General features: G+C 49.3%; 22 protein-coding genes. 9 read left to right on the top strand and 13 right to left on the bottom strand.

What is annotated here, in order from left to right:
• Positions 1-4 precede the first annotated feature (4 nt).
• From HR45_RS00505 to metB, 9 genes are all read right to left on the bottom strand, one after another.
• The gene (locus tag HR45_RS00505) at positions 5-478 is read right to left on the bottom strand and encodes a MarR family transcriptional regulator (protein WP_037438647.1); all 474 of its coding nucleotides are present in this window, start codon (positions 476-478) and stop codon (positions 5-7) included.
• 187 nt (positions 479-665) lie between these two features.
• Entirely contained in the window at positions 666-1565 is a 900-nt protein-coding gene (gene metF, locus HR45_RS00500) for a methylenetetrahydrofolate reductase (protein ID WP_037438645.1), read from the bottom strand.
• Positions 1566-1816: 251 nt separating this feature from the next.
• Positions 1817-1981: a hypothetical protein gene (locus HR45_RS19325; protein WP_156103975.1), complete on the bottom strand. Its 165-nt coding sequence runs from the start codon at positions 1979-1981 to the stop codon at positions 1817-1819.
• A 62-nt stretch (positions 1982-2043) separates the two neighbouring features.
• Positions 2044-2391 carry a VOC family protein gene (locus HR45_RS00495; RefSeq protein WP_037438643.1) on the bottom strand — a complete coding sequence of 116 codons (348 nt, stop codon included), beginning with the start codon at positions 2389-2391 and terminating at the stop codon, positions 2044-2046.
• Positions 2392-2532: 141 nt separating this feature from the next.
• Positions 2533-3090, bottom strand: coding sequence for a hypothetical protein (locus tag HR45_RS00490; protein ID WP_037438641.1), 558 nt, complete (start codon positions 3088-3090; stop codon positions 2533-2535).
• A 161-nt stretch (positions 3091-3251) separates the two neighbouring features.
• On the bottom strand, positions 3252-4319 hold the full coding sequence (locus HR45_RS00485; protein ID WP_037438639.1) for a hypothetical protein: 1068 nt from the start codon (positions 4317-4319) through the stop codon (positions 3252-3254).
• Between the two features lie 104 nt (positions 4320-4423).
• Positions 4424-5074 (bottom strand): hypothetical protein, encoded by a 651-nt coding sequence (locus tag HR45_RS00480; protein ID WP_037438637.1) that lies wholly within the window; start codon positions 5072-5074, stop codon positions 4424-4426.
• Between the two features lie 285 nt (positions 5075-5359).
• Positions 5360-7753, bottom strand: a complete 2394-nt coding sequence (locus HR45_RS00475) for a bifunctional aspartate kinase/homoserine dehydrogenase II (protein WP_037438635.1) — start codon at positions 7751-7753, stop codon at positions 5360-5362.
• 20 nt (positions 7754-7773) lie between these two features.
• Positions 7774-8934, bottom strand: coding sequence for a cystathionine gamma-synthase (gene metB / locus HR45_RS00470; RefSeq protein ID WP_037438633.1), 1161 nt, complete (start codon positions 8932-8934; stop codon positions 7774-7776).
• Positions 8935-9147: 213 nt separating this feature from the next.
• Here metB and metJ point away from each other — a divergent pair, with 213 nt between their 5' ends.
• The 7 genes from metJ (at position 9148) to HR45_RS19780 (ending at position 16134) form a co-directional block, all read left to right on the top strand.
• Positions 9148-9462: a met regulon transcriptional regulator MetJ gene (metJ, locus tag HR45_RS00465; protein ID WP_037438631.1), complete on the top strand. Its 315-nt coding sequence runs from the start codon at positions 9148-9150 to the stop codon at positions 9460-9462.
• A gap of 56 nt (positions 9463-9518) precedes the next feature.
• On the top strand, positions 9519-10253 hold the full coding sequence (locus tag HR45_RS00460) for a sulfite exporter TauE/SafE family protein (RefSeq protein ID WP_037438629.1): 735 nt from the start codon (positions 9519-9521) through the stop codon (positions 10251-10253).
• A gap of 586 nt (positions 10254-10839) precedes the next feature.
• A complete protein-coding gene (locus HR45_RS00455; RefSeq protein ID WP_037438627.1) occupies positions 10840-11166 on the top strand; it encodes a c-type cytochrome in 327 nt (108 codons plus the stop codon).
• Positions 11167-11288: 122 nt separating this feature from the next.
• Positions 11289-13016: a DUF3373 domain-containing protein gene (locus HR45_RS00450; protein ID WP_037438625.1), complete on the top strand. Its 1728-nt coding sequence runs from the start codon at positions 11289-11291 to the stop codon at positions 13014-13016.
• Positions 13017-13052: 36 nt separating this feature from the next.
• Entirely contained in the window at positions 13053-14435 is a 1383-nt protein-coding gene (locus tag HR45_RS00445; RefSeq protein ID WP_037438623.1) for a tetrathionate reductase family octaheme c-type cytochrome, read from the top strand.
• 230 nt (positions 14436-14665) lie between these two features.
• Complete coding sequence (locus HR45_RS00440; RefSeq protein ID WP_037438621.1) at positions 14666-15808, top strand: putative sulfate/molybdate transporter; 1143 nt, start codon at positions 14666-14668, stop codon at positions 15806-15808.
• A gap of 98 nt (positions 15809-15906) precedes the next feature.
• Complete coding sequence (locus tag HR45_RS19780) at positions 15907-16134, top strand: LuxR C-terminal-related transcriptional regulator (protein WP_430742011.1); 228 nt, start codon at positions 15907-15909, stop codon at positions 16132-16134.
• 52 nt (positions 16135-16186) lie between these two features.
• Here HR45_RS19780 and HR45_RS00435 read toward each other — a convergent pair whose 3' ends face one another.
• Both HR45_RS00435 and HR45_RS00430 read right to left on the bottom strand, forming a co-directional pair.
• The gene (locus HR45_RS00435; RefSeq protein ID WP_037438619.1) at positions 16187-16741 is read right to left on the bottom strand and encodes an isochorismatase family protein; all 555 of its coding nucleotides are present in this window, start codon (positions 16739-16741) and stop codon (positions 16187-16189) included.
• A gap of 78 nt (positions 16742-16819) precedes the next feature.
• Positions 16820-17794 carry a pseudouridine synthase gene (locus HR45_RS00430; protein ID WP_052074393.1) on the bottom strand — a complete coding sequence of 325 codons (975 nt, stop codon included), beginning with the start codon at positions 17792-17794 and terminating at the stop codon, positions 16820-16822.
• Positions 17795-18336: 542 nt separating this feature from the next.
• On the opposite strand from HR45_RS00430, the gene HR45_RS00425 reads away from it, so the two are divergent.
• Together HR45_RS00425 and HR45_RS00420 are read left to right on the top strand one after the other, a co-directional pair.
• A complete protein-coding gene (locus HR45_RS00425) occupies positions 18337-20733 on the top strand; it encodes a TonB-dependent receptor plug domain-containing protein (protein ID WP_037438617.1) in 2397 nt (798 codons plus the stop codon).
• Positions 20734-20825: 92 nt separating this feature from the next.
• A complete protein-coding gene (locus HR45_RS00420) occupies positions 20826-21293 on the top strand; it encodes a NanQ anomerase/TabA/YiaL family protein (protein ID WP_037438614.1) in 468 nt (155 codons plus the stop codon).
• Between the two features lie 156 nt (positions 21294-21449).
• On the opposite strand, the gene HR45_RS00415 is transcribed toward HR45_RS00420, so the two are convergent.
• A complete protein-coding gene (locus tag HR45_RS00415; protein ID WP_037438611.1) occupies positions 21450-21644 on the bottom strand; it encodes a hypothetical protein in 195 nt (64 codons plus the stop codon).
• A gap of 166 nt (positions 21645-21810) precedes the next feature.
• Complete coding sequence (locus tag HR45_RS00410) at positions 21811-23682, bottom strand: cation:proton antiporter domain-containing protein (RefSeq protein WP_037438610.1); 1872 nt, start codon at positions 23680-23682, stop codon at positions 21811-21813.
• Between the last annotated feature and the right edge of the window lie 97 nt (positions 23683-23779).

Raw genomic sequence — 23779 nt, 5'->3', positions numbered from 1 at the left:
TCCTTTATTCTTCTAACTCTTTTAATTGGTTCAATTTGCACAGCGCTGCGGCTGTGATCTTGTCCAGCACATCTTCAAAAATCTGCAGTTGTTCATGGGGGATATCCTGCAGTAGTTGCGCGCGAAGATTGAAAATACGCGACTCAAGCTGTGCGATAAGTTGCGTGCCAGTCTCGGTGAGATAAACCAGCCTAGCGCGTTTGTCTTGGGCACAGCTTACGCGTGCAACTAAGCCCTGCTCCTCAAGCTGTCCCAAGGTTCGCATCAGCGAAGGTAGTTCGATCTCCAGTGACTCAGCCAGCAGCTTCTGACCAACGCCATCACCCATGCGGTGCAGTTTCCAGAGTGCGGTCCAACGCGGATGCGTTAACCCAAGCGGCGCCAGCTCGGCATCGGCCACCATGCGCCATAGTCGCTGGCAGCGGCCCAAATGTTCAGCTAAGGCATATTCGTGCAAGTGCTTTTGCTTGTTTGCCATTTCGGCCTCCACTTACTTAGCAGGCGAAGTATTATATTTATTTAGCCTGCTAAGTAAATAGTAAATGCGAAAAAACTAAACATGATTTTGATCACGTTTTGTCGGCGAAGGAAATTAACCGTATTGGCGGACAAAAGTTAATAAAAAAGCCCGCTTTGTAGCGGGCTTTTTTGAGCGGAGAAAACGCTTATTCGGCTTTCGCCTGCGGACGCACACCAAGGGTATGGCAGATAGCATAAGTCAGCTCGGCACGATTCAAGGTGTAGAAGTGGAAATCCTTCACCCCTTCACGGCTCAGCACTTTGACCATATCAATGGCAACGTTAGCCCCCACCAAAGAGCGAGTACCCGGATCGTCATCCAAACCTTCAAACTGACGATGTAACCAGCGTGGCAAGGAGACATTGGTCATGCCAGCAAAACGCTTAAGCTGCTTGAAGTTAGTAACTGGTAAAATGCCCGGCACAATTTCCACGTCGATACCCGCTGCAACACAGCGGTCACGAAAACGCAGGTAGGACTCAATATCAAAAAAGAACTGGGTAATGGCGCGGTTAGCACCTGCGTCAATCTTACGCTTTAAGTTAATCAAATCCGCTTGCGCGTTAGGCGCATCTGGGTGCACCTCTGGGTAAGCCGCAACCGAAATATCAAAATCCGCCACGCTCTTCAGCAAACGCACTAAATCATTGGCAAAGCGAGTTGGCTTTGGACTGCCTTCGGGTAAGTCACCACGCAAAGCGACAATGTTACGCACACCACTATTCCAATAGTGTTTCGCCAGATCCAGCAGTTCCTCATCGCTGGCATCAACCAAGGTTAAGTGTGGTGCCGCCACCAGATTTGTTTCTTTTTGAATACGCTCAATCACGCCGTGGGTGCGATCGCGCACACCTGAATTTGCGCCGTAAGTGACCGACACAAATTTAGGGTTTAGTGGCTCCAGACGCTGGATGGAGTTCCACAGGATCTGTTCCATCTCAGGCGTGGAAGGCGGAAAGAATTCAAACGAAACATTAATATCACCGTTCAGATCGGCAAGACTCTGGTTCAGTGAATTGGCGTGTTGTGCGTGGTGAAAAGCCATGTTGAATTCTTCCTCAATTTATCTATCTGGACGTTTGGACGTCTATATGGCTGTATACTAGAGAATCTGTTGTTGAAGTCAAGTTAAAAACCGCTCAGATCACAGTATAATTGCCCCGCCAGCTAGGGAGTCGGCAAATTTAGCAGCTAAAGATTGCAGTAATGGCAATATGGCGGCGCGCCGTCAGTGATACATTCGGCAAAATCACCCCATCAGCGCAGCATGATGAGCAACGACGGCCAAAGAAAAGCTTAGTAAGAGAAGATAAGCCAGCCGAGGGCCAACAGCAGCGCGATCGCCAGCAAGCACATCACCAGCAACATGCGCGATTGCGCCATCGACTCCGCCAGCGCTTTTAATGGCGGCGCTGGAATGGCGGCTAATCCCTGCAGAACGGCGTGAAACCAACTATCCATGTTGTTATTTCCCCATTATTGAAAAGAGTTCGCTAACACGGCAGCTCGCGCTAGCACTCAACTCATTCAGACCAAACAGCAAACTCGTTACCGCTAGGCTCTAAAAATTGAAACCGACGCCCGCCGGGAAAAGCAAAAATGGGCTTAATCACCTCGCCGCCCTGAGCTTGCACTTTCGCTAACGTTGCTTCCAAATCAGCACTGTAAAACACCAACAATGCACCTCCATTGCTGGATTGACTGGCCATAGGTGCTCGATAAAAGCCCCCATCGAGGCCCTCATTACTAAACGCGGTGTAATCGGGACCATAATCCACGAACTGCCAGCCAAAAACTGCGCTAAAGAAGGCTTTAGTCGCCGCTAAATCCTTGGCAGCAAATTCCACATAATTGAGCTTTTCATGTTCCATGCTGACTCCTTCGCCGTCGCGCACTCGGTAGAAATATCAGTGGTGTTACCCGCGTTAAGTTACGCTTTTTAGATAATTTGGCGAGTAAAAATACAAAAAAAGCAGGCTCAGCCTGCTTTTTCTAAATCAGATGACATGCGCTTAAAACTGATAGCCAATCGAGAAACCGCCTGTGTAGCCGTTCTTATCAAAATCAGCATCTTCGATACGGCCATAACCTAATTCGAATTTCACCCGCAAGCCTGCTTCGCTGAGGCCATTGCCGCTGTAACTGTAACTCACGCCGAGTCCATTAACCGTGTGATTATCAAATGCAGCAACAATCAGCGCATAAGCGATTTCGCAGCCTGCATTATCAAATTCGTCCCCGCTCTCGTTGCCATTAGCATCATCGGGACGAACGGGGGAGTTATCTTCACATGCATGCCGATGACCGTTTTTCACCCCTAGCGCCCCCAGCACAACTCCCAAGGCATGGCGTCTATTCGCACTGACAGCTTGTTCAAAACCAGCCGACACACCATCATCTAAGCCAGCTTTATAGTTGAGGAACCAGCGTTGCTCTTGATTGGGGTGGTAGGAGACTTCTGGGATCACTAAATATGGAAGTCCACCACTAATAGAAAAGTGGGTTTCGCCTGCCAACGCGGGCACTGTGCAGCTCATAAGCAGCGCTGCAATCAAGAATTGCTTTTTCATACAGATATCCTTATCAAACAACAAGCGTGCTTAACTCACCATGTCGATAAACAGCATGTGCAGTGAAAAGCACTAACTATGAGAGGGAAATTACTGTAACCCCATGATATTAGTGTACAAGATAATAAATGTAACAATTGATCGTCAGTATAAGCTGTCACTTATTTAACTGGCTCCAGCAGGATATCGCCGGTTTGCATGATGGTCATTTTCACCTTGTGCCAAGCAAGTCCTTGCGCCGTCATCGCTTGCTGCAACTGCAACACCGCTTGGCGTGCGTTGGCAGCATCGGCCACTTGATAGCTGACATCGCCATTCATGGTCATCGCCACCGCATCAATGCTGACATTATCCAACGCATCATTCACCGCTAACTTCACATTGAGCACTAACCATTGTTGCGCTGCTGGTGTGGCAAAGGCGTTCAGCAGCGCCTGTTTTTGCTGTGCATCTTGCACCGCATAAGGCGCGACTAACTGGCCCGCCTCATCGCCACCGCTTAAATAACGCGGCGTTAATGCGCCTTGCGGGTTGCTCTTGTTATTGGCGCTAACGCTGTGATTGTCAACGCTTTGCGGCGCAGCAGTCGGCATGTTGTTGACTTCGAGCTTGGCCGTGAATTGCGCTGGCAGCTGGTTTTGCTCATTGATCACCGCCGTCAGCGGCACAAAGAAGCGTACGCTTTTACCATCGGCGCCAATCTCACCGTTACTGCTGAGCACCTTGTCAGCCACAAACTCCAGCGTTAAGCCGCCCTCACCGGCTTCTCGACGCAACAGTTCTAACATGACCCCTTGCATCGATGAGTTGTTATCCTTTGGCAGAAAGTAATCTTTTAACTCTTTCAGCGTGCGAGCGGTATTCAGCGACAAACTCAGTGTGTGCTCATCGACCGCCTTGATACTGATGGGCATATTTCGATGCTTCATCTTACGGCCTGTACTAAGCTGCGGCATGCTCACTTCGCCCTCAGCCAACCACTCACTTAGTTGAAATGGCCCCTGCAGCCGACATTCAGTATCACCATTAGCTAAAGTGGTGAATTCGCCGCCACGCTTTTCACACCCTTCATTGGGACCACGAAAATTGGATTTTTTCGGATCATGGTGAATGGTGATGACTTCCGCTTGTTGGGTGGTCAGGTCGAATTTGGTGGTGCTATCAAAACAGCCGGTTAATGCCAGTAAACAGCAACTTACTAGCAGTAGTTTCAATCCTTTTAAGGTCATAGCGGTACTTACAGCTCCTTTGCTTTTGAGTATGAGGGTATCGCGCATGGCGCAGCCATTTGGGTTTGATTATTGGGTGAACGAATTAGTGTCAACGTCGATGCTTAACGCCACGGATAATCCGGAACATCAAACAGGCTGCGCTCGGCACAGACTTGATTCAATGACAGCGGTGTAAACGTTTGGGTAAAACCAGCAGGGTGTTGCTCGCTGGCAGCGAGCGGCAAATTGCGGCCATAAAGCTTGAGATTACACACCTTGGCAGTGCCGCCATCGGGCAATGTGGTGTCGGCTTCACGACAACGAAAGCCAATATATTCAGCAGTATTTGGCGAGGTTACCGCGAGCGACTCTATCGCGACAGACGCGTTATAGTGTTTGGGTGAGATGCGGTGCTGACGATAACTGTTACCGCCTTCTCGCAATGTGGCCAGGTAACGAGTGCTACCCAACCACCAGGTTTTGGTTTCGAGCTGTTGCCAGCGAAAACTCATTTGCCCATCAGCGCCCATGCCGACGGGAAGCTGCCGCTCAATCTGTTGCTCAACAAATTCTGCGCCCTCAATACTGATGTAGTGAGTCTGCAGTTCGCGCGCATTACCCAGCAGTTGAGGTCGGCCAGCTTTGGGGGAATAGGTCAGCGCTTTTTGCTGCACTAATTTGACGGCAGGGACTTGCTCGGCCGAGCAATTCATCGCATTGGCACTAGTAGCGGCGCAATAATAGCTAGCGGCTAGCAACAGTCGATACTTCATTGAAAGACATCCTTGTTAGCGAGTGGTGAGGGTCGCGGTTTCATCTATGCAATAGCAAGTTGTGAAACCGATGCGCGCACTTTCCTGTGGCGCATTTTTCATCGCTAGGCAGCCTAAAGCATTGGCGTTGAGGGTCAAGCCCAAATCGATCAATTTACTAATTTAGTCAGTTATTATTCACCTTCAACTCACACAAAGGCGAGCTCACGCTCACTACCCTCTGAAAAATCATAAAAAAGGCCCCGCAATGCGGAGCCTTCAAGCGAACTATCGCCAACTAAGTCATTAGTCTTGCAGCAGATCTTTGCAGATTTGCACTAAGTCAGATTGCACCGCTGCGGCAGTGACTTCACGCCCTGCGCCAGGGCCACGAATGATCAGTGGATTACCTTGGTAAAAGGCACTGCGAATAACAAACACGTTGTCGCCCGGCGTTAAATTAGCGTAGGGATGAGAACTTTCCACCCACTGTAACGCCACTTCGGCGACCAATTTGTCATTAGTGCGATCGAGCGCGGCCACATAACGTAACACCTTGCCTTGCTCATTGGCGGCAGCAAACTGCTGCGCTAAATCGTCGTCCATCTCGTGCATACGAGCCAAGAATTCATCTAATGGCACATCCACCAGCTGCGGCGGTACTAATGAGCTGAGTTGAATGTCTTCCAACTCCAACTCTAAACCGATCTCTCGCGCAAGGATCAGCAACTTACGCTGCATATCACGCCCCGACAGATCGTCACGCGGATCCGGCTCAGTGATGCCTAAGCCTTTGGCTTCCAGCACCAGTTCAGAGAATGGTGTTACGCCATCGTATTGTTCAAATAGCCAACACAAGGTGCCGGAGAAGATCCCCCCAATCGCCGCCACAGAATCACCGCTGTTATGCAGGTCGTTCAGTGCATGTTGGATCGGCAAGCCAGCACCGCAGCTGGCATTGTAGCGCCAGAACAAACGACGGTTACTGAGCATCTGTTTCAGCTCGCGATAGAAGGTTAACGGACCTGAACCCGCAAGCTTGTTGGCGCTCACCATATGAATACCACGGCTGAAAAACTCTGGGTATTGCAGTGTTAACGCCGCACTGGCGCTAATATCCAAGGCAACCAATTCGTCAGCAGTTAGGGTTTCGATACGTTCAAACAGATGATCGTATTGATATGGAGTAGCGTCATTGGCCATACGTGTCTGCCAATCCGCCGTATTAATACCATTGTCATCCACCAAGGCTTCGCGGGAACGGACAATGCCGACCAGCTCAACTTGCGCTTCCAGCTCACGGCTCAGACGCTTTTGCGCCTTTTCAAACAGCGCCAGCCAAGCTTCACCAATATTACCCACGCCCAGCACGATAATACCGATACGTTTACGCGGGCCGGCACAGCGACGATGGACTTTTTGCGTCAGTAACGCCACCTGGCCTTGTGGCACTAACGTCACCAGACTCAGGTCATCTTGATACAGCGGCCGTGCGTCACGGCTCAACAAGCGGGCGAAACTACGGCGATATTGCGAGGCAGCACTACTGACCAGTGCCACCAAGCCAAAACCTAAATGTTCTTGAATTTCGCTGATATGCAGCTCTTCACTGACCGATACCAGCAAGGCCTGTACTTGCTTACGCAATTCAGGGGTGAACACCACTTCGTGGCGGAATTTGCTGTGTTGCCAATGAGCAAGCGGGGTTAAACCTGCAGCCGTAAAGGCATCAAGCAAGGCTGTCCACTCAGCATCCAACTGCATAGTGACCGATAACACTTCATCGAGATTGGTCACCACTGGCGCACTGGCGGCATCGCTTTGTGGCGTCACTAAGGTGAACTCTGTTTGCGGCGCATAGCTTGAACGCACCGCCAGACTCACCTGAGTATCAAACAAGGGTTGCAGCGTACGCGAATGCAGCACTGGCGAACCGAGCCGCGCTAAACGGTCAGCTTCAACCAACGACATGGTTTTTAGCAATTTGGCATCTTGAATACGGTTTGGATCGGCATTGAACACGCCTTCCACATCGGTCCAGATGGTGACGCGATCAATGTCTGCCAAACTGGCGATCAGCGTGGCGCTGAAATCAGAGCCGTTACGGCCAAGCAGCAGTGTTTCACCGTGTGGATTGGCACAGATAAAGCCGGTGATCACTAAACGCTGATCTGGATATTGCGCCAGTACCTTGGCGACCGCTTGGCGAGATTCTTCAGTGCGAATTTTCGGAATGGCGCCTTCATCGGCCACCAGCAACTGCCGCGCGTCAATGTTATTAGCAGCGACACCTGATTCACGCAACAAGGCCGCCATCAGACGCGCCGACCAGCGTTCGCCAAAACTGACGACTTCGCTGCATTGATATTCGCTCAACTGTTCCAGCTGCAGCAAGGTCACTAATTGAGAGCGATCAGAGCTTAGGCGTTCACGCAGCTGCCGAGCCTGTTCGTTACTCAGCAGCTGTTCAATCAAATTCTGCTGATAGTTCATTAGCACTTGGAGTTCTTCCTGCCACAGTTGCTTGGCTTCACGCAGCGCGAGCAATTTGTAGAGGAAGTTAGTGGTTTTGCCTGCGGCCGACACCACAATCAGGTCATCTGGGCGTCCATGAGTAAGCAGGATATGAGCAACGCGGCGATAACAATCTGGGTCTGCCAGACTTGAGCCGCCAAATTTATGCAAGTGACTACGCGCCATCTATGTTAGTGCTCCAATGTTCAGCAAGCTGCTACAGCAGCGAGGCCTGCAGCAATGTCATTTAGCAGGTCTTGCGAATCTTCAATACCGACCGACAGGCGGATCAGTGTATCTTTAATGCCAGCTTCTGCGCGGGCTTCCGGCTCCATCGCTCTATGAGTCATGGTAGCGGGTACAGCAACTAAGCTTTCCACGCCCCCTAAACTTTCCGCCACTGAAAAATAGTTAAGGGCACCTAGGAATGCGGCCACTTCGGCTTCGCCGCCTTTCAATTCAAAACTGAGCATGGCGCCAAAGCCTTGTTGTTGCTTAGCGGCAATAGCATGCCCCGGATGCGTCTTCAGTCCCGGATAATATACCTTTTCTACCTGTTCACTGTTGCTTAGTAGCTCAACAATTTGCTCAGCATTACGCTGATGCTCACGCACCCTTAGCGCCATCGTACGCAAACCACGTAGGGTGAGGTAGCTGTCAAACGCACCGCCAGTTAACCCGAGCGTATTTGACCACCAGTGCAGTTGCTCAGATACCGCAGCATCTTTCGCAATCGCGGCACCGCCAATCACATCGCTGTGGCCGTTGATATATTTAGTGGTGGAGTGCACCACAATATCAGCGCCCAAGGTCAGCGGTTGTTGCAGCGCAGGCGACAAGAAGGTGTTATCGGCAACTAACAAGGCCCCCACCTTTTGACACTCAGCCGCCATTGCCGCGATATCGACCACGCGAACCAGCGGGTTAGACGGCGTTTCAATCCACACCATTTTTGGCTGCTGCGCAAACGCATTGCTGACAGCTTGAGCATCGGTTTGGTCAAGTACCAAGAGTTTGAAATTGCCTTTTTTGGCGAGATTGGTGAACAGACGATAACTGCCGCCGTAACAGTCGTGTGGCACGACTAACAAATCTTGTGGACCGAGCAAGCTGGTTACCAAGGTAATCGCGGCCATACCACTGGACGTAATGACGGCTGGGCAACCTTGTTCCAATTCACCTAAGGCATCGCCCAAAATCGAACGAGTAGGGTTACCTGACCGACTATAGTCAAAAGCCCGTGGATTTTTGTGACCATCAAAGGCATAGTTAGTCGAAAGGTAAATCGGCGGAACCACGGCTCCGTGCTGTGTATCGGATTCAATCCCTTGACGGACAGCCGCTGTTGCTAATTTCCGCTCTGTCATTTTCGACTCCTCTGCATACGATGTAACACCTATAGATGTCTGGACGTCTAAATTCTACCAAGCTGCTCACTATCGTCAATAGGCATATAGACGTTTAGACATCTAAAAGTATAGAATTCTATCTATCCAACACAGTTTTTGCCTACCGAGATTTGACTGTCACTGGTTAGGGGTTAAAATCGGCGGCGAATTTAAGATATAGCAGGTGCAACGATGACTGAATGGAACGGAGAATACATCAGCCCATACGCTGAGCACGGCAAGAAAAACGAACAAGTTAAAAAAATTACTGTGTCGATCCCGCTCAAAGTGCTGAAAATTCTGACCGATGAGCGTACTCGCCGCCAAGTAAATAACTTGCGTCACGCCACCAATAGCGAATTATTGTGTGAAGCTTTCCTGCATGCTTACACAGGCCAACCTTTACCCAATGATGAAGATCTATGTAAAGAGCAGCCTGACAGCATTCCCGCCGATGCCAAACGCCTGATGGACGAAATGGGCATTGAATGGGAAGACTTAGAATAAGTGCTGCCGTCAATAAGTGAAGCGGCTAACTCCCGCTTCAATACTTAATCACTATCATGCAGTCACTTATCGACCCTTCTACACTGCTACTCGCCTCACTGATTATATTTGTTGGTGCTATCGTGCAAAGCTTAATCGGCTTTGGTCTGGCGGTAGTCTCTGCACCGCTGCTCTATATTGTTGACCCTGAACTGGTACCTGCGCCAATTATTCTGATGGGGTTTACTATCTCACTGCTCACCCTGCTACGTGAACGCAACCACTTAGAGTTTAATGGCTTGCAGTGGGGCCTAGCGGGGCGCATTCCCGGTGGTTTGATTGGCGCAACATTATTACTCTTAGCGCCGCAACCAGTATTGGGACTCACCATCGCCGCCATTGTCGCTATTGCTGTGTTACTCAACATGAAGCATTACAGCATTGTCGTGAACCGACTGACGATGTTTATTGCAGGCATCTTTTCCGGCATTTTCGGCACCATCGCTGGCATTGGAGGGCCACCAATGGCCTTGCTGCTAACCGGTCGCGACGCAGGCAAATTCCGCGCGGCACTTTCCGCCTTTTTTGCACTCAGCAGTTTGATAAGTCTGGTGATTTTGCTGTGTGTGGGCAAGCTCCATTGGCATCATCTGCTGTTAGCTTTGGTGCTGGTACCTGCGGTATTTCTAGGCTTTTGGCTATCTAACTTTATCGTGCCCTATATTGATAAACGCCGCACTCGCCAATTTACCCTCGCCTTGTGCAGCATTAATGTGCTGGTATTGACGATAAAATCCTGCCTGTCTTGGTGATGAAAAAGCCCAAATCGACACTCTTTAGCTCTCCCCCCTTAACCCAACGCAGCGCTAACGCGACCAAGCCCGCCTCCGACAAAAGGCGACCTAACAGTTGTTATCGAGCGTATTGTTAATCCACTAAAAAATTATGGGTATTGTGGTAAATCACAATGCTGAAATGAGTGTGATCCAACACACTAGGCTATTTCACAATATCGACTTAAATGTGAACGAAATAACATTTTATTTAGTATTTAATTAGTCGCTTATTTATTTCAGGCATCCCCCTAAATAATTACCTTAATTTCACAAATGTTAACTCGGTCACTCTCAAAAATAAGGTTTAATACTGTGTATATTTATTTATCAAGAAATATGAATATTATTTCAACCACATGATTTTTAATATCTATTTAATTCATCGAATTCTTATCAATTAGTTTTTTTTCAATGAAATTTTTATCAATTAGAAAAATTTCATGGAAGTGATCCGCCTCAAATCTTCAGGTTAATTGCTTTGCTAAATTGTTAACCGTTAAGAAAACAACAATTCATTTCGTAACAGAAATGGACATTAGAAAAAACGCAATGTGAGGAACTGATGATGAAAACTAAACTCCAGCTTGGTGTTGTATTGCTGGCAGCTGTTTTTGCGGTAGGCGCAAGTGCAGCAGAGGGTGGAAATCCTAAGAAAGGTAAACATCTCTACAAGAAAGAGTGCAAGGTTTGCCACAGCAAAGGTGACGCCGCCGGTGAACTGACCCCGATGACGAAAACCATGGCGCAGTGGGATCGTTTCTTTGAGAAAAACCAACACAAGGCTAAGCCTGAAGTGTTTGAAAAGCTCTCAGAACAAGACCGCAAGGATATTCAGCAGTTCCTTTATGACCATGCCGTGGACTCAGCCCAGCCACAAACTTGTGGTTAAGCCAAACCTCGACCCGTCGTCACCTAAACAAATTTAGCCACAGGCAGTAACCATTATGGGGCCAGACCTCAGGGACTCTTGCTGCCTGAAAAAGACCGCCAAGCCGGTCAGGAGAGAACACTATGCGCACTCTTGTCGCGATTGTTGTAGCACAAGCTTTGGGATTGTCTGTGATGAGCGCCCCTGCTGTTTATGCCGCCGATCAACAGGACTCTGCCAAAATTGCTGAGCTGAAAAAGCAGCTCGCCGATATTACCGAAGAACTCGAAGATCTGAACAGCCGCGTGGCCAAAAACGAACGCCACTCGGCAACCGACCGCCTGACAATAACCGGTGATTTTCGGGTCAAATCTCACTCACTTCATTATCAAAATGTGACTTGGAATCCTGCCATTGGGGTGAATTTCAGTGATTTTGGTATGCGCGCCATGGCTGGTGAATATGGCAATCCGATGGATGCTGATTCACCCATTGGCAAAATGATGGCCGCTAACCCAGATCTAGCAGCAGCGTTTCAAAGTGGCATGTTACAAGGGGTAATGCCGTACGTGCTGGCGCCGTTCAGTCAACAGGATATCGACAATGACCTGCTGTATACCACCCGTTTGCGTCTTAACCTGAAAGCCAAAGTCTGGGATAACGTCGACTTTGCAGGTCGTCTCAGTATGTACAAAAACTGGGGTGATAGCACTGGCGTGCAGGTGTTTGACTCTTGGCGTTCATTCACAATGGACGGCACAGATTCCGGTAACACTTCAGGCGATTGGCTGCGGGTAGAACGCGCCTATTTTGACTGGCGCGACATTGGTGGCTCACCATTCTATCTGTCGATTGGTCGTCGCCCATCGACCTACGGCCCTCCTAGCCAATATCGTGAAAACGAACTACGAGGCGGTACTCCATCTGGCCATTTAGTTAACTTCAACTTTGACGGCTTAACCTTAGGTTACAAGCTGGGTGAAGTGATTGGTGTTGACGGCATGGTGGTACGCTTCTGTTACGGTCAAGGCTTTGAATCACAATGGGGTAACGGCGAGCTATTTGGCGATACCGTCACCAAAGACACCCACTTAGGTGGCTTTAACATAGACGTGATTAATGACGGCAACCACTTCCTGCAACTGACGCTGTTTGGTGCCAAAGACATTAACGATGGCTTTAAAGGCACGATGGCGTTTCCGAACCAATTGGCGGCCATTTTTGCGCCGACCATGTACCAAGATCTGCAAAAGTTCGACAGCTTTAACTTTGTCACCCGCGTCCAGCCAAGCGGTGTAATTGGTGACATGTACTTAGGCGGTATCGGTTACGCCTACGAGTCAGATGAAGATCAGAAGTTCTTCGCCTCATTCGGTTGGACCCAAGCCAATGGCAACGGCAACGCTGGCATGTTTGGTGGCATGTTGTCTGACGCTGTGTTCACCGCCGAACTCAACGCCGACGGCACTGAGATCATCATGAGTCCAGCAGTCGCTGACGATGACAGCACTCACAACGGCTACGGTGTCTATGTGGGTATGCAGATCCCAGCGCCTTACGGCAAAGTCGGTCTGGAATACAACTATGGCTCCAAATACTGGACTCCATTCACTCAAGCGCAAGACGACCCTATCGGCAGCAAGCTGGCGACGCGCGGTCATGTTGTCGAAGGCTACTACATCTTTGATGTGAATCCGAAGATGTTCATCAAGTTGGCAGGCCTGTATTACGACTACCAATACACCGGCAGCGGTACGCCAGTTGGCGCGCCTCAGAAAGTCAGCGATGTTGTGGCTGGACGCGCTTACTCACTGTTACCTGTTGTTGATAAGGCTTACGACATCAACGCCTCTTTGACCGTGAACTTCTAATAACGAGCCTCGGTTCGCCGAGGCGGGAGCTATATGATGAAACAACATTTACTGTTACTACTGGCGCTCGCAGCTAGCAGCAGTTTTGCGGCAGCGCCCCCCCATAAAGAGGTGTTGCAAGGCCCGTTTGCTGATGGTCCAGCGGTGACCAAAGCCTGTTTAGCCTGCCATGAAAAAGAAGCAACCGACTTTATGACCAGCTCACACTGGACTTGGGAGCTGGAACAGAAACTGCCGGATCGCACGGTAAAACGCGGTAAGAAGAACGCGATCAACAACTTCTGTGTATCGATTTCTGGTAACGAACCACGCTGTACTGTGTGCCATGCAGGCTATGGTTGGAAAGATAATACCTTTGATTTTAAAGATGAAACTAAAGTCGATTGTCTAGTCTGCCACGATACCACCGGCAGCTATGTTAAAACTGTCGCCGGTGAAGCGATGGGTAATATCGACCTCACTCGCATTGCTCAAAATGTCGGTAAACCGGTGCGTGATAACTGTGGTAGCTGTCACTTCTATGGTGGTGGCGGTGATGCCGTGAAACACGGTGACCTAGACTCATCGATGGCGTACCCGAACCGCGAACTTGATGTGCACATGAATGCCGATGGCAACGACTTCCAATGTCAGGATTGTCACCAAACCACAGAGCATCAAATCAGCGGTAATGCAATGGGCGTATCACCAGGCGGTGACGATCATATTGGTTGTGAAAACTGCCATGACAAAGCGCCGCACGCCAATAAGCGCTTGAATGCACACGTTGAAACCGTGGCATGCCAAACCTGTCATATTCCATTCTTCGCCCGTGAAGAAGCCACCAAACTGACATGGGATTGGTCAACCGCAGGTAAAGATCTGCCAGAGTCTGAAGATGAATTTGGCCGTCATACTTATCTGAAGAAGAAAGGTAGCTTTACTTGGGGCAAGATGGTCAAACCAAGTTACGCTTGGTACAACGGCCATGCCAACGCTTACATGCCTGGTGATAAAATGGACCCAAGCAAAGTCACCAAACTGGCCTATCCTCTTGGCGATATCGGCGATGCCAAAGCGCGTATCTACCCGTTCAAAGTCCATACTGGCAAACAGGTTTACGATAAGAAGAATCACATCTTCCTCAATCCAAAAACCTACGGTAAAGGTGGCTATTGGTCAGATTTTGATTGGGACAAAGCTATCCGTTTAGGTATGGAAGCCAGCGAATCCATGAAAGCAGCGGGCGCGACCTACAGTGGCGAATATGACTTTGCCCCAACCGAAATGTGGTGGCGTATCAACCATATGGTGTCACCAAAAGAGAACGCGCTGAAATGCAATGAATGTCACTCAGCTAACGGTCGCTTAGATTGGAAAGCCCTCGGTTACGATGGCGACCCAATGAAAGTGAAAACCGGCGCACGCCACGCAAAATAGTAATAGGGCTCTCACCTATTCTCACTCCACCCTGCTTGCCAGCCTGATGATGTTTCTCAGGCTGGCCTTTTAAGCAAGACAATCCGTCCTACTGATTTATCAATATGTCCTAATCACCCATAAAAAGAGGGGATAATTATTACCAATTAGGTATTTTAGCGAAAACACCCATAGCCAAAATTGGCACTATACTTGCCAATGTCGAAATACTTTTTTCAACGGCAACCTTTATGACCCCAAACTCAAGTAACGCAGATTCTGCCAATCGTTTTTTAGGAGAGCTGACTGGCGCCTTTGCGGATTTGGGTACTTTTTTACCGCTAGTACTCGGACTTATCGCGCTTAACCAATTTTCTCCCCAGGGCATTTTTCTCGGTTTTGGTATTTTGTGCATCGCAGTTGCATTCTTCTACCGCCGCCCGATCCCCGTTCAACCCATGAAAGTGATTTCAGCCTTAGTGATCGCGCAAGGGCTGAGCCCCGGCATGATGCAAGCCAGTGCTATGCTGATGGGACTTATTTTGCTGGCGCTTGCCTACAGCGGCGCCATTGAATGGCTGGCCAAGCAGATATCACAGGCCATCTCTATCGGTATTCAATTTGCCATCGGTCTGCAATTATTGTGGATGGGAGCAAAGATGATGTCGCTATCTCCCCTCGTTGGGTTTGGTGCTTTTGCCATCATCTTTTTAGCACGCTTTTTACCTTTGCGTTATCTCTCCATGCCGCTGGTGATTGTCTTAGGCATGCTCTGGCAATATCACCTTGGCCCCAGCGATGCCGAGTTCCAGTTTAACAACACGCCTTGGCATTTGGGCTGGCCTGCGATGAGCGATTGGCAAAGTGCCCTGACCTTATTAGTGCTGCCACAGTTAGCCATGACCTTAACCAACGCCGTTATCGCCTCGTCGTTAATGGCGCGGGAAAAATTCCCGGAAGATGCGGCCAAGTTTACCTCTAAAGCCTTTGCCACCAGTGCGGGCTTTGCCAATTTGCTGCTGGCGCCACTTGGCTCCATCTCCATGTGTCATGGTGCCGGTGGTCTTGCGGTGCAATATCACTTTGGCGCGCGCCGTATGTGGGCACCGCTGATTTTTGGTGGCTTTTGTCTGATGATAGCGCTGTGCTGGGGCGAAACTGTCGCATGGCTACTAAGTCTGATCCCGATGGCGATTCTGGGCAGCCTGCTGTCAACTGCGGGGCTGCAATTAGCGTGGTCAAAACGCCTGTTGGATGGTCGTCCGTTCTGTATGCTAGTGATTGCCGTTACTGCGGTATTCAGCTTGGCATTCAACGCTGCCGCTGGATTGTTAGCCGGCTTAGCCGTGGAATTTGCTCGCAGACGCTGGCACATCATTGAAACCATGCGCTAGTCACCTACCACGAACAGCTTATTGCGGGTTGCCCTGCTTCGGTAAATAGGGCAACCACAAACTGACGTGGCAACCTCGTTGGGACTGGCGATTTTGCAATGGCAACAGGCCGTGTTGCTCTAACACCACATCTCGCACTTAGGAGCAGCAGCAACTGCTGGCACGCTTTAGCAGCTTGTCACAGCGGGAAAGACAAGTCGTGGCACTGCTTTGATGGCAGCACCAACAAGCAGATGTCAGAGAGCTTTTGTTTATCACTGCGTACCATCGAAGTTCATCGCGCTAATGCGATGAGGAAACTCGGGGTGCATACCATGGCGGAATGAGTCAAATACACCCAGATTTCTGCCGCTGAATAATACGACTTCTATGACGCTATTAAGCACCGAGCAATGCCAGCAGCTCAGCTGTGCTGCCAGTTTCCCCTAACTTGGGAAAGATACGCGTTGCCGAATTATCAAATGCTTCTCGACTACGATCTGTCATCGCATCCAGTACCAAAGTAACGTTATACCCCAGTTCATAGGCTTGTCGGGCAGTCGACTCAACTCCGATCGTTGCCGCTATCCCGACCACCACCACTTGGGTCACTGCCAGCGCCTGCAGTTGCTGATGCAGTTCGGTATTAATCAGTGCGCCCCAATGACGTTTGGTGATCAAGATGTCACTCGGCTGCGCATTCAGTTCTGGCACCAAGGTGGCCCAATCATCCGGCACGGCACCGCCGCCAAGGCTTTGCTCGACGCGTCCGGGGGCACTCCCGGCAACATTGACCAACACGACAGGCAACTGCTGCGCGCGAAATGCCTCAATTAAGCGCACTGCGTTAGCGATGACGGACTCAGTGGGAGTACACGAGGGTAAGCGCACAATACCGTATTGGAGGTCGATAACAATTAACGCGGTTTTTGGATCTAATTGACTGATCGCCATTGATAACCACCTTGCTGTTGTAGTGATGCAAAATATGCTGTCGTTATACCGCAGAGCGAAGGTGTGCGGCTATCAACATTAACCAAGATTAATAGGCGCGTCTGCCCAAGGCGAACGACACAATGGCGGCATATCAAACTCGGCTTCAAAACCGGCAACACGAATATCACACGGCAATTGCGTAAACGGATCGGTAAATTGCAGTCGGCAAGCCACCAGCTTCAACGGCTTAGTGAAATCGTCAGCTTGTTTAGGTTGTAATTGCGGATAAAAGCGGTCATTCAGCAGCGGCATTCCCAGAGACTGCATATGCACTCGTAACTGATGGGTTTTGCCGGTCACAGGCCGTAACGCAAATAAGCCATATCCCGCTTTGACCGCCAATAAGCAGATCTCCGAGTGACTATTGGCTTCACCGGTTACGCACTGCATGGTAAAGCTGGGGTTGCCAACGTCAATGCGATTGCGCACCGTCCAAAAGCGTGGAGGGCTTAACTCGCCATCCGCGTATTGCGCTGCTAACTCGGGAGTCAACTTGGCAATAGCCTGATAGGTTTTGTTAATTGTTCCAGCACGAAACAGCCCATGATATGCATCGCGACTCTCCACCGCGACCGCCATCAGCATCACGCCCGCAGTATCACGATCTAGACGATGAGCTGGGATAATTGTGTCGATGCCGCAACGCTGGCGCAAACGATTCACTAAACATTCGTTGACGTATTGTCCGCCGGGCGTCACAGGTAAAAAGTGCGGTTTAAACACCAGCAAGCAATGCGCATTCTGCTGCAGGATCTGTTCCTGAAAAGGGATCTGAGGTTCGGCAGTCACTTCACGGTAGTAATACACCCGTGCGCCAGCACGATAGGGCGTCGTGTCATTAATCAACTCCCCATTCTGCCAATGCACTTTGCCATCACGCACGCGTGCTTGCCAAACCTCGGCACCGATTTGTGCGAACCGCTCACACAGAAACGCCAGCACTGTGGGTGCATCATGCTGTGGCGGTAAAATGACAAACGAGGGCTGAGCAGCAATAGAGGTATGCTTCATAACGCACCGTGGCAAACAATAAACCTGTCTATTTTACTGAATCCGTTACAGATAAGCGAAGCCGTTATCCAATGCTTATTGCGCAATATTAAATCAACAACGAAAAGTTTATTGATGAATTAATCAACAATGCAATTGATAAGCAAACTTAATTAAAACAATTTTTAAACAAATAATAAACAATAAAACAAGTATCTAATTAAATAATAATTTTTTAAGAGCTAATATATAAAGCGCTCAAAATATAATCTAATGAAATATACTCATCCGATGTCAGCAGCCGCTAATGTGTATAAAAATAAACCATATTTTTAGAATTTATGCTGGATCAACAACCACTTCCGTCGAAAAATAACAATCCACAAAATAGATGTAATGTGAGTGTGAATATATTAATGAAAATGCACTTTATTAAATAAAGCCTTAAAGATTTAGCCTATTTTCTTTTTATTTTATGATTGCATTTGTAGCAAATCTGAACTACGTTGTGTGGCGATAACAAATAAAATATAAAAAATAACATAAACATAACAGAGGGTCATATGAGACTGTCCATACTTTCGCTTGCTGTACTAAGTCAGCTTGCGGCGGTTACTTCTGTATCTGCTGCAGACAATTCCAATATCGAGAAAATATCCGTTGTAGGTTCGCGCTTAGCCGTGCGTACTGCTACTGATACTCCCGTTCCGGTCGATATCATCACCGCCGAGCAGCTTGAAGCTACCGGCTTAACCGAAACCGCCAAAGCGTTACAATCGGCAGCGCCGAGTTATAGCTTTCCGTTTTCAGCGGTAACTGACGGTTCAGATGCGGTCCGTCCTGCGAGCTTACGTGGTCTGTCGCCAGATCACGCGCTGGTACTGGTTAACGGTAAACGTTACCACGGTTCAGCATTGGTGCATTTGAACGGTACCGCCAGTAAAGGCTCATCAAACGTCGACCTGAACACCATTCCAATGACCGCTATCAAGCGTATCGAAATTCTGCGTGATGGTGCTTCAGCACAATATGGCTCAGATGCGATTGCCGGCGTAATCAACGTGGTACTGAAAGATGCCGACGAAGGTGGTCTGGTTGATGCGCAGATGGGTCAAACCTATATGGGTGACGGCCAGCAATGGCGTATTGGTGCGAATAAAGGCATGAAAACCAATGAAGATGGTTTTGTTAACGTGTCGCTGGAAGCACAGCATAAAAACAGTACTAACCGAGCCGGTAACGATCCACGCCAGCAATATGCCGCGCTGGAAGATGGCAGCTTAGATCCTCGCGAAGATACCTTTAATCGTAAGAACCACCAGATTGGTGACGGTACTTACGACAACCTGGGTGTGTTTGTTAACGCTGGGCAGAACTTATCAGACAAGAGCAAGCTGTACGCCTTCGGTGGTTACAGCCACCGCGAAAATGAATCTGGCGCTTTCTATCGCCGTTCACTGGATGCGCGCAACCTGACGTCTATCTACCCTGACGGCTTTCTGCCAAAGATTGCACCGAAACTGACAGATTACACTGCTGTTGTCGGCTACAAATTCAACCTGCTGGATTGGGACGTTGATATGTCCGCCGGCTATGGCAAAAACGAATTTGAATATCATGTCAAAAACAGTTTGAACGTCTCTTATGGCGACGACAGCCCAACCAGCTTCTATGCCGGTACATTGTCGACCGATGAGCTCGATTTCAATATCGATGCCTCACGCTATATTCCGTTCTATAACAACTCAGATCTGATGCTGGCTGTTGGCGCGCTATGGCGTGAAAACGGCTATCAGATCGAAGCTGGCGAAGAAGCTTCATACTCAAATGGTGGTTTTAGTGGCGCAGTAGGCAGCCAAGGCTTTACCGGTTTCACGCCTGAGTCTCAAGTGGACGAAAGCCGTCACAACACGGGTGTGTACGCTGAAGTAGAAAACCAGTTGACCCAAGACTTCTACTGGGCAGCCGCGGCACGTTACGAGTACTACTCAGATTTCGGCAGCAACACCAGCTGGAAGTTAGCCACACGTTATGAGCTGACAGATCGGATTGCATTGCGTGCCACAGCCAATACTGGTTTCCGTGCGCCAAGCGTGCAACAGCTGTACTTCTCAAACATCTCAACACTGTTTGTGAACGATCCAACTACCAACCAGTTGGTACCAACTGAATCTGGTACCTTCAACAGTCTGTCTGACGTTGCACATGCGTTGGGGATTAGTGAGCTGAAACCCGAGAAATCAACCTCCTTCAGTGGCGGTTTGGTCTATACCGGCGACGATGGTCTGAGCATAACATTAGATGCATATCAAATTGATATCGATGATCGTATTGTACTGTCCAGCTCGGTACGCCCTGCACAATCTGAAGTAGTGGCTGATGCACTGTCTACCACCAACGCCCAATCTGCTCGCTTCTTCCTGAATGCGGTAGATACCCGTACTCGAGGTGTTGACTTAGTTGCGAGTAAAGCTTTCTCTTTGGGTAGCTATGGCGACTTAAACACTAGCTTGGCATACTCATACAGCATCACCGACATTCAAAGCATTCATCTGCCAGATACCTTTGGCGACTTAGACCCTGCTTTGCTGTTCGATAATGTTGAGCAAGTGCGTATGACACGCGCAACGCCACGTAACAAAGGCAACGTTAACTTCACCCATCGTTACGGTGATTTCAAAACTAGCCTGCGCTTCAACTACTACGGCGAGTATGCAATTGCCTACTCTAACGGTGAAGAAGCAGTGTATGGCGATAAGATCACCACAGATTTGTCTGTTGCCTACAGCGCAACTGACGATCTGACAGTAACCTTAGGTGCGCAAAACCTGTTTGACGTCTATCCAGACAAAGCGCCTGAAGATCAACAGTTCAACGGTATCTTCAAATACCCAATCACCAACTCGCCATTTGGCATTAACGGTGGTTACTACTATCTCGACCTGCGCTACACCTTCTAATAGGTGCGACGCGAATCAAGAGGCCAGCAAAGTTGCTGGTCTCTTTTTTTATAGGCGATATACTTGGGCAGCCCTTTTACACGGAGTTCATCATGATCCTTGATAGCCTTGCCAACCGTCATCTCTACAGTAACTTGCATCCGCGTCTGAAACTGGCGCTGGAGTTCGTTGCCACTACCGATTTTAGTCAACTCGCTAAGGGCGTTCATAAAGTCGATGGTGATAAGCTGCTGGCGATCATCAACGAATATGAGACCAAGCCTCAGGATCAGGAGATGTTTGAAGTGCATCGCCGTTATGCCGATGTGCAATACGTCATCAGCGGTCACGAGGAGTTTGGTTACCTGCCTTTCCATGGACAGGATGCTGACATTGCCTATGACAGCGAACGGGACTTTGCCAAATTCGACTATGAAAAACATCAACATCAGGCCGGTTTTATGCCGTTAAATCCCGGCGTATTTGCAATATTTTTCCCTGGCGATATGCATATGGCGGCCACGCTCGACACGCCAGTAGCGGTGCGCAAAGTGGTGATGAAAGTGCAGTTAGAAGATTAATCTCATCAAAAAAGGGAGCTCAAATGCTCCCTTTTCTATGGTTAGCCAAATCCGGCAATCTCATGCTCTCACCAACGTTCTAATAACCTCCCGCGCACACCTATTTGCGCTCAGCGGCAACTATCATGAGCCGTTTGCTTACAGCGACCGGTAAAGCTAGTTATCCTGCTGATCATGTTGCTGATTCTTGGCCCACTCATTATGAAACAAGGCGGCACAGATCATCGCAACAAACACCAGCAACATACAGATACTGCGGGCGAGAATACTGTCGTCACGTAGTAAAAACGACAGCGATGGCGAGATGATTGCGGCAGCAATCAGATAAATACGATTGATTCGGGGATCCATGATTAACCTGCTGCTGAACAAACATAAGATTGTCCAGTCTATCGGCTAGTGTCGCAAAAGCCTGCGATCAACCACACAAATATAGTGCATGCTGTACGGTATTTCGCAGACCAGTGCGAGGCCAATTTATGTCATCACCTACGTGAGTGATGCGGGAAAATAACCGCTATTCCTTTGGCTGCTGCGGCACATTAACGCCATCCCGCAAGCGTCTCATCTGTACTTCCATCGCGGGCGCATAGGTTTGCTGTAATTCAAAAATACGTTCCACATACGCATCGTTTTCATGTACTGGTACACCAATCTTATACACATCGGCCACCTGCACCATATTCTGTCGATCGTATTCATTGAAGACAGCTTTCATCTCCTCAGCTGCCGCTTTGGGGATCCCTAAGGCTTCAAATGCTGAACGGCCGATGCGCAGACTACTGTCAAAGGTTTCGCGAATAATATCGCGGCAACCATAGGCGTAGAGATCATATACATGGTGACGATCTACCGCCCGCGCAATCACGTGCACATGCGGATAGGCCTTAGTGACATACTGGACCAATTTGGAGATCTGCTCCGCTTCATCGAGTGCAATCACTAACAGTTTTGCCTCTGCAATCCCCGCCGAATGCAGCATAGAAGGCTGAGTGGCATCACCAAAGTAGGTACTCACTTTAAAGCGCTCTAATGCCTCTAACCGCTCATGGCTGTAGTCGATCACCGTGGTAGAAAATCCGGCGCTACGTAGCATGCGGTCAACAATACCACCGACACGGCCAGAGCCGGCGATAATGATCTTGGCGTCATTCGGTGGAATTTCATCGGCCTTGTTAGACATCTTTGGACTGCAGCGCTTGATGATCACCTTTTCATAGAAGATAAACATGATTGGCGACATCAGCATCGACATCGCCACCACCAGCATCAAGGTATCGGCAAGCTGCTGTGATACCACCTGATTGGCGACGGTAAAAGACAGGAGTACAAAGGCAAATTCCCCGACCTGCGAGACACCAAGCGCCAGCAACCAGCGGTTGCTACCATGCACCTTAAACAAGACGCCTAAGCCAAACAGCACAGAGGCTTTTACCAAAAACAGCGTGAGTGTGAGTCCGAGAATCACCCAAAACTCTGCCATCAACAGTGAGAAGTCGATGCGGGCACCGACGGTGATAAAAAACAGCCCGAGCAACAGCCCTTTTACCGGTTCGATATTGGCTTCCAGCTCATGTTTATACACAGAGTTCGCCAACACTAATCCGGCTAAAAAGGTCCCGAGTGCTGGCGACACCCCCACCAGCGACATTAATAACGAGATGCCGACCACGAACATCAAGGCGGTGGCGGTAAACAATTCGCGCAAACGCGCCACCGCCACAAAGCGGAAAATCGGGGCGGTAAGATAGTTACCACCACCAACCACCAGCAGAATTGCCACTACCGTGATAATGGCCGTCTGCCAACCGCTTAGCCCTGCCACTAGGCTAAAATCATGTGCCGCTGTTTCCTGTACCACTGCGGCACTGCTTGCATCCGTTGCCAGTAGCGGCAGCAAGACTAACATGGGGATCACCCCAATATCCTGAGTTAGCAGCACTGAAAATGAAGCGCGCCCGCCATCGGAATGCATCAGCCCCTTTTCATTCAAGGTTTGTAGCACTATCGCGGTTGAAGACAGCGAAAACATTAAGCCAATTGCGATCGCCACCTGCCAACTTTGTCCTAAGCCAACAGCGATCAATGCGATAATCGCGGCGGTGATCAAAATCTGCCCACCACCCAGTCCCATCAAACGATATTTCATCGCCCATAGCTGTTTTGGCTCCAATTCGAGGCCCACCAAAAACAGCATCATCACGACACCAAACTCGGCCACGTGCTGCACCGAGCTAACATTGACGCCTAACAGCGATAGCAGCGGACCAATGACGATTCCCGCCAACAAGTAGCCAAGTACCGAACCGAGGGAGAAACGTGATGCCAGCGGCGCCGCGACCACCCCGGCCACTAAAAACACGAATGTGATGAGTAAAATATCGGTCATGCAAGTCCTCTTTGATGCCCATTGGCTGCTGTGCTAATCCGTTCATTTTATTGATAGGTTGCGCCGTACTACTATGACATAAACTGAAAAATGATAA

Origin of the sequence: Shewanella mangrovi (assembly GCF_000753795.1) — a bacterium.
In the GTDB taxonomy this organism is placed as follows: domain Bacteria; phylum Pseudomonadota; class Gammaproteobacteria; order Enterobacterales; family Shewanellaceae; genus Shewanella; species Shewanella mangrovi.
This window is presented reverse-complemented; position numbering and strand designations above follow the sequence as displayed.

What these genes read in the sequence shown, in the direction of transcription:
- HR45_RS00505 (WP_037438647.1), bottom strand. Translation starts at nt 478, where the DNA reads ATGGCAAACAAGCAAAAGCACTTGCACGAATATGCCTTAGCTGAACAT.
- metF (WP_037438645.1), bottom strand. Translation starts at nt 1,565, where the DNA reads ATGGCTTTTCACCACGCACAACACGCCAATTCACTGAACCAGAGTCTT.
- HR45_RS19325 (WP_156103975.1), bottom strand. Translation starts at nt 1,981, where the DNA reads ATGGATAGTTGGTTTCACGCCGTTCTGCAGGGATTAGCCGCCATTCCA.
- HR45_RS00495 (WP_037438643.1), bottom strand. Translation starts at nt 2,391, where the DNA reads ATGGAACATGAAAAGCTCAATTATGTGGAATTTGCTGCCAAGGATTTA.
- HR45_RS00490 (WP_037438641.1), bottom strand. Translation starts at nt 3,090, where the DNA reads ATGAAAAAGCAATTCTTGATTGCAGCGCTGCTTATGAGCTGCACAGTG.
- HR45_RS00485 (WP_037438639.1), bottom strand. Translation starts at nt 4,319, where the DNA reads ATGACCTTAAAAGGATTGAAACTACTGCTAGTAAGTTGCTGTTTACTG.
- HR45_RS00480 (WP_037438637.1), bottom strand. Translation starts at nt 5,074, where the DNA reads ATGAAGTATCGACTGTTGCTAGCCGCTAGCTATTATTGCGCCGCTACT.
- HR45_RS00475 (WP_037438635.1), bottom strand. Translation starts at nt 7,753, where the DNA reads ATGGCGCGTAGTCACTTGCATAAATTTGGCGGCTCAAGTCTGGCAGAC.
- metB (WP_037438633.1), bottom strand. Translation starts at nt 8,934, where the DNA reads ATGACAGAGCGGAAATTAGCAACAGCGGCTGTCCGTCAAGGGATTGAA.
- metJ (WP_037438631.1), top strand. Translation starts at nt 9,148, where the DNA reads ATGACTGAATGGAACGGAGAATACATCAGCCCATACGCTGAGCACGGC.
- HR45_RS00460 (WP_037438629.1), top strand. Translation starts at nt 9,519, where the DNA reads ATGCAGTCACTTATCGACCCTTCTACACTGCTACTCGCCTCACTGATT.
- HR45_RS00455 (WP_037438627.1), top strand. Translation starts at nt 10,840, where the DNA reads ATGATGAAAACTAAACTCCAGCTTGGTGTTGTATTGCTGGCAGCTGTT.
- HR45_RS00450 (WP_037438625.1), top strand. Translation starts at nt 11,289, where the DNA reads ATGCGCACTCTTGTCGCGATTGTTGTAGCACAAGCTTTGGGATTGTCT.
- HR45_RS00445 (WP_037438623.1), top strand. Translation starts at nt 13,053, where the DNA reads ATGAAACAACATTTACTGTTACTACTGGCGCTCGCAGCTAGCAGCAGT.
- HR45_RS00440 (WP_037438621.1), top strand. Translation starts at nt 14,666, where the DNA reads ATGACCCCAAACTCAAGTAACGCAGATTCTGCCAATCGTTTTTTAGGA.
- HR45_RS19780 (WP_430742011.1), top strand. Translation starts at nt 15,907, where the DNA reads ATGGCAACAGGCCGTGTTGCTCTAACACCACATCTCGCACTTAGGAGC.
- HR45_RS00435 (WP_037438619.1), bottom strand. Translation starts at nt 16,741, where the DNA reads ATGGCGATCAGTCAATTAGATCCAAAAACCGCGTTAATTGTTATCGAC.
- HR45_RS00430 (WP_052074393.1), bottom strand. Translation starts at nt 17,794, where the DNA reads ATGAAGCATACCTCTATTGCTGCTCAGCCCTCGTTTGTCATTTTACCG.
- HR45_RS00425 (WP_037438617.1), top strand. Translation starts at nt 18,337, where the DNA reads ATGAGACTGTCCATACTTTCGCTTGCTGTACTAAGTCAGCTTGCGGCG.
- HR45_RS00420 (WP_037438614.1), top strand. Translation starts at nt 20,826, where the DNA reads ATGATCCTTGATAGCCTTGCCAACCGTCATCTCTACAGTAACTTGCAT.
- HR45_RS00415 (WP_037438611.1), bottom strand. Translation starts at nt 21,644, where the DNA reads ATGGATCCCCGAATCAATCGTATTTATCTGATTGCTGCCGCAATCATC.
- HR45_RS00410 (WP_037438610.1), bottom strand. Translation starts at nt 23,682, where the DNA reads ATGACCGATATTTTACTCATCACATTCGTGTTTTTAGTGGCCGGGGTG.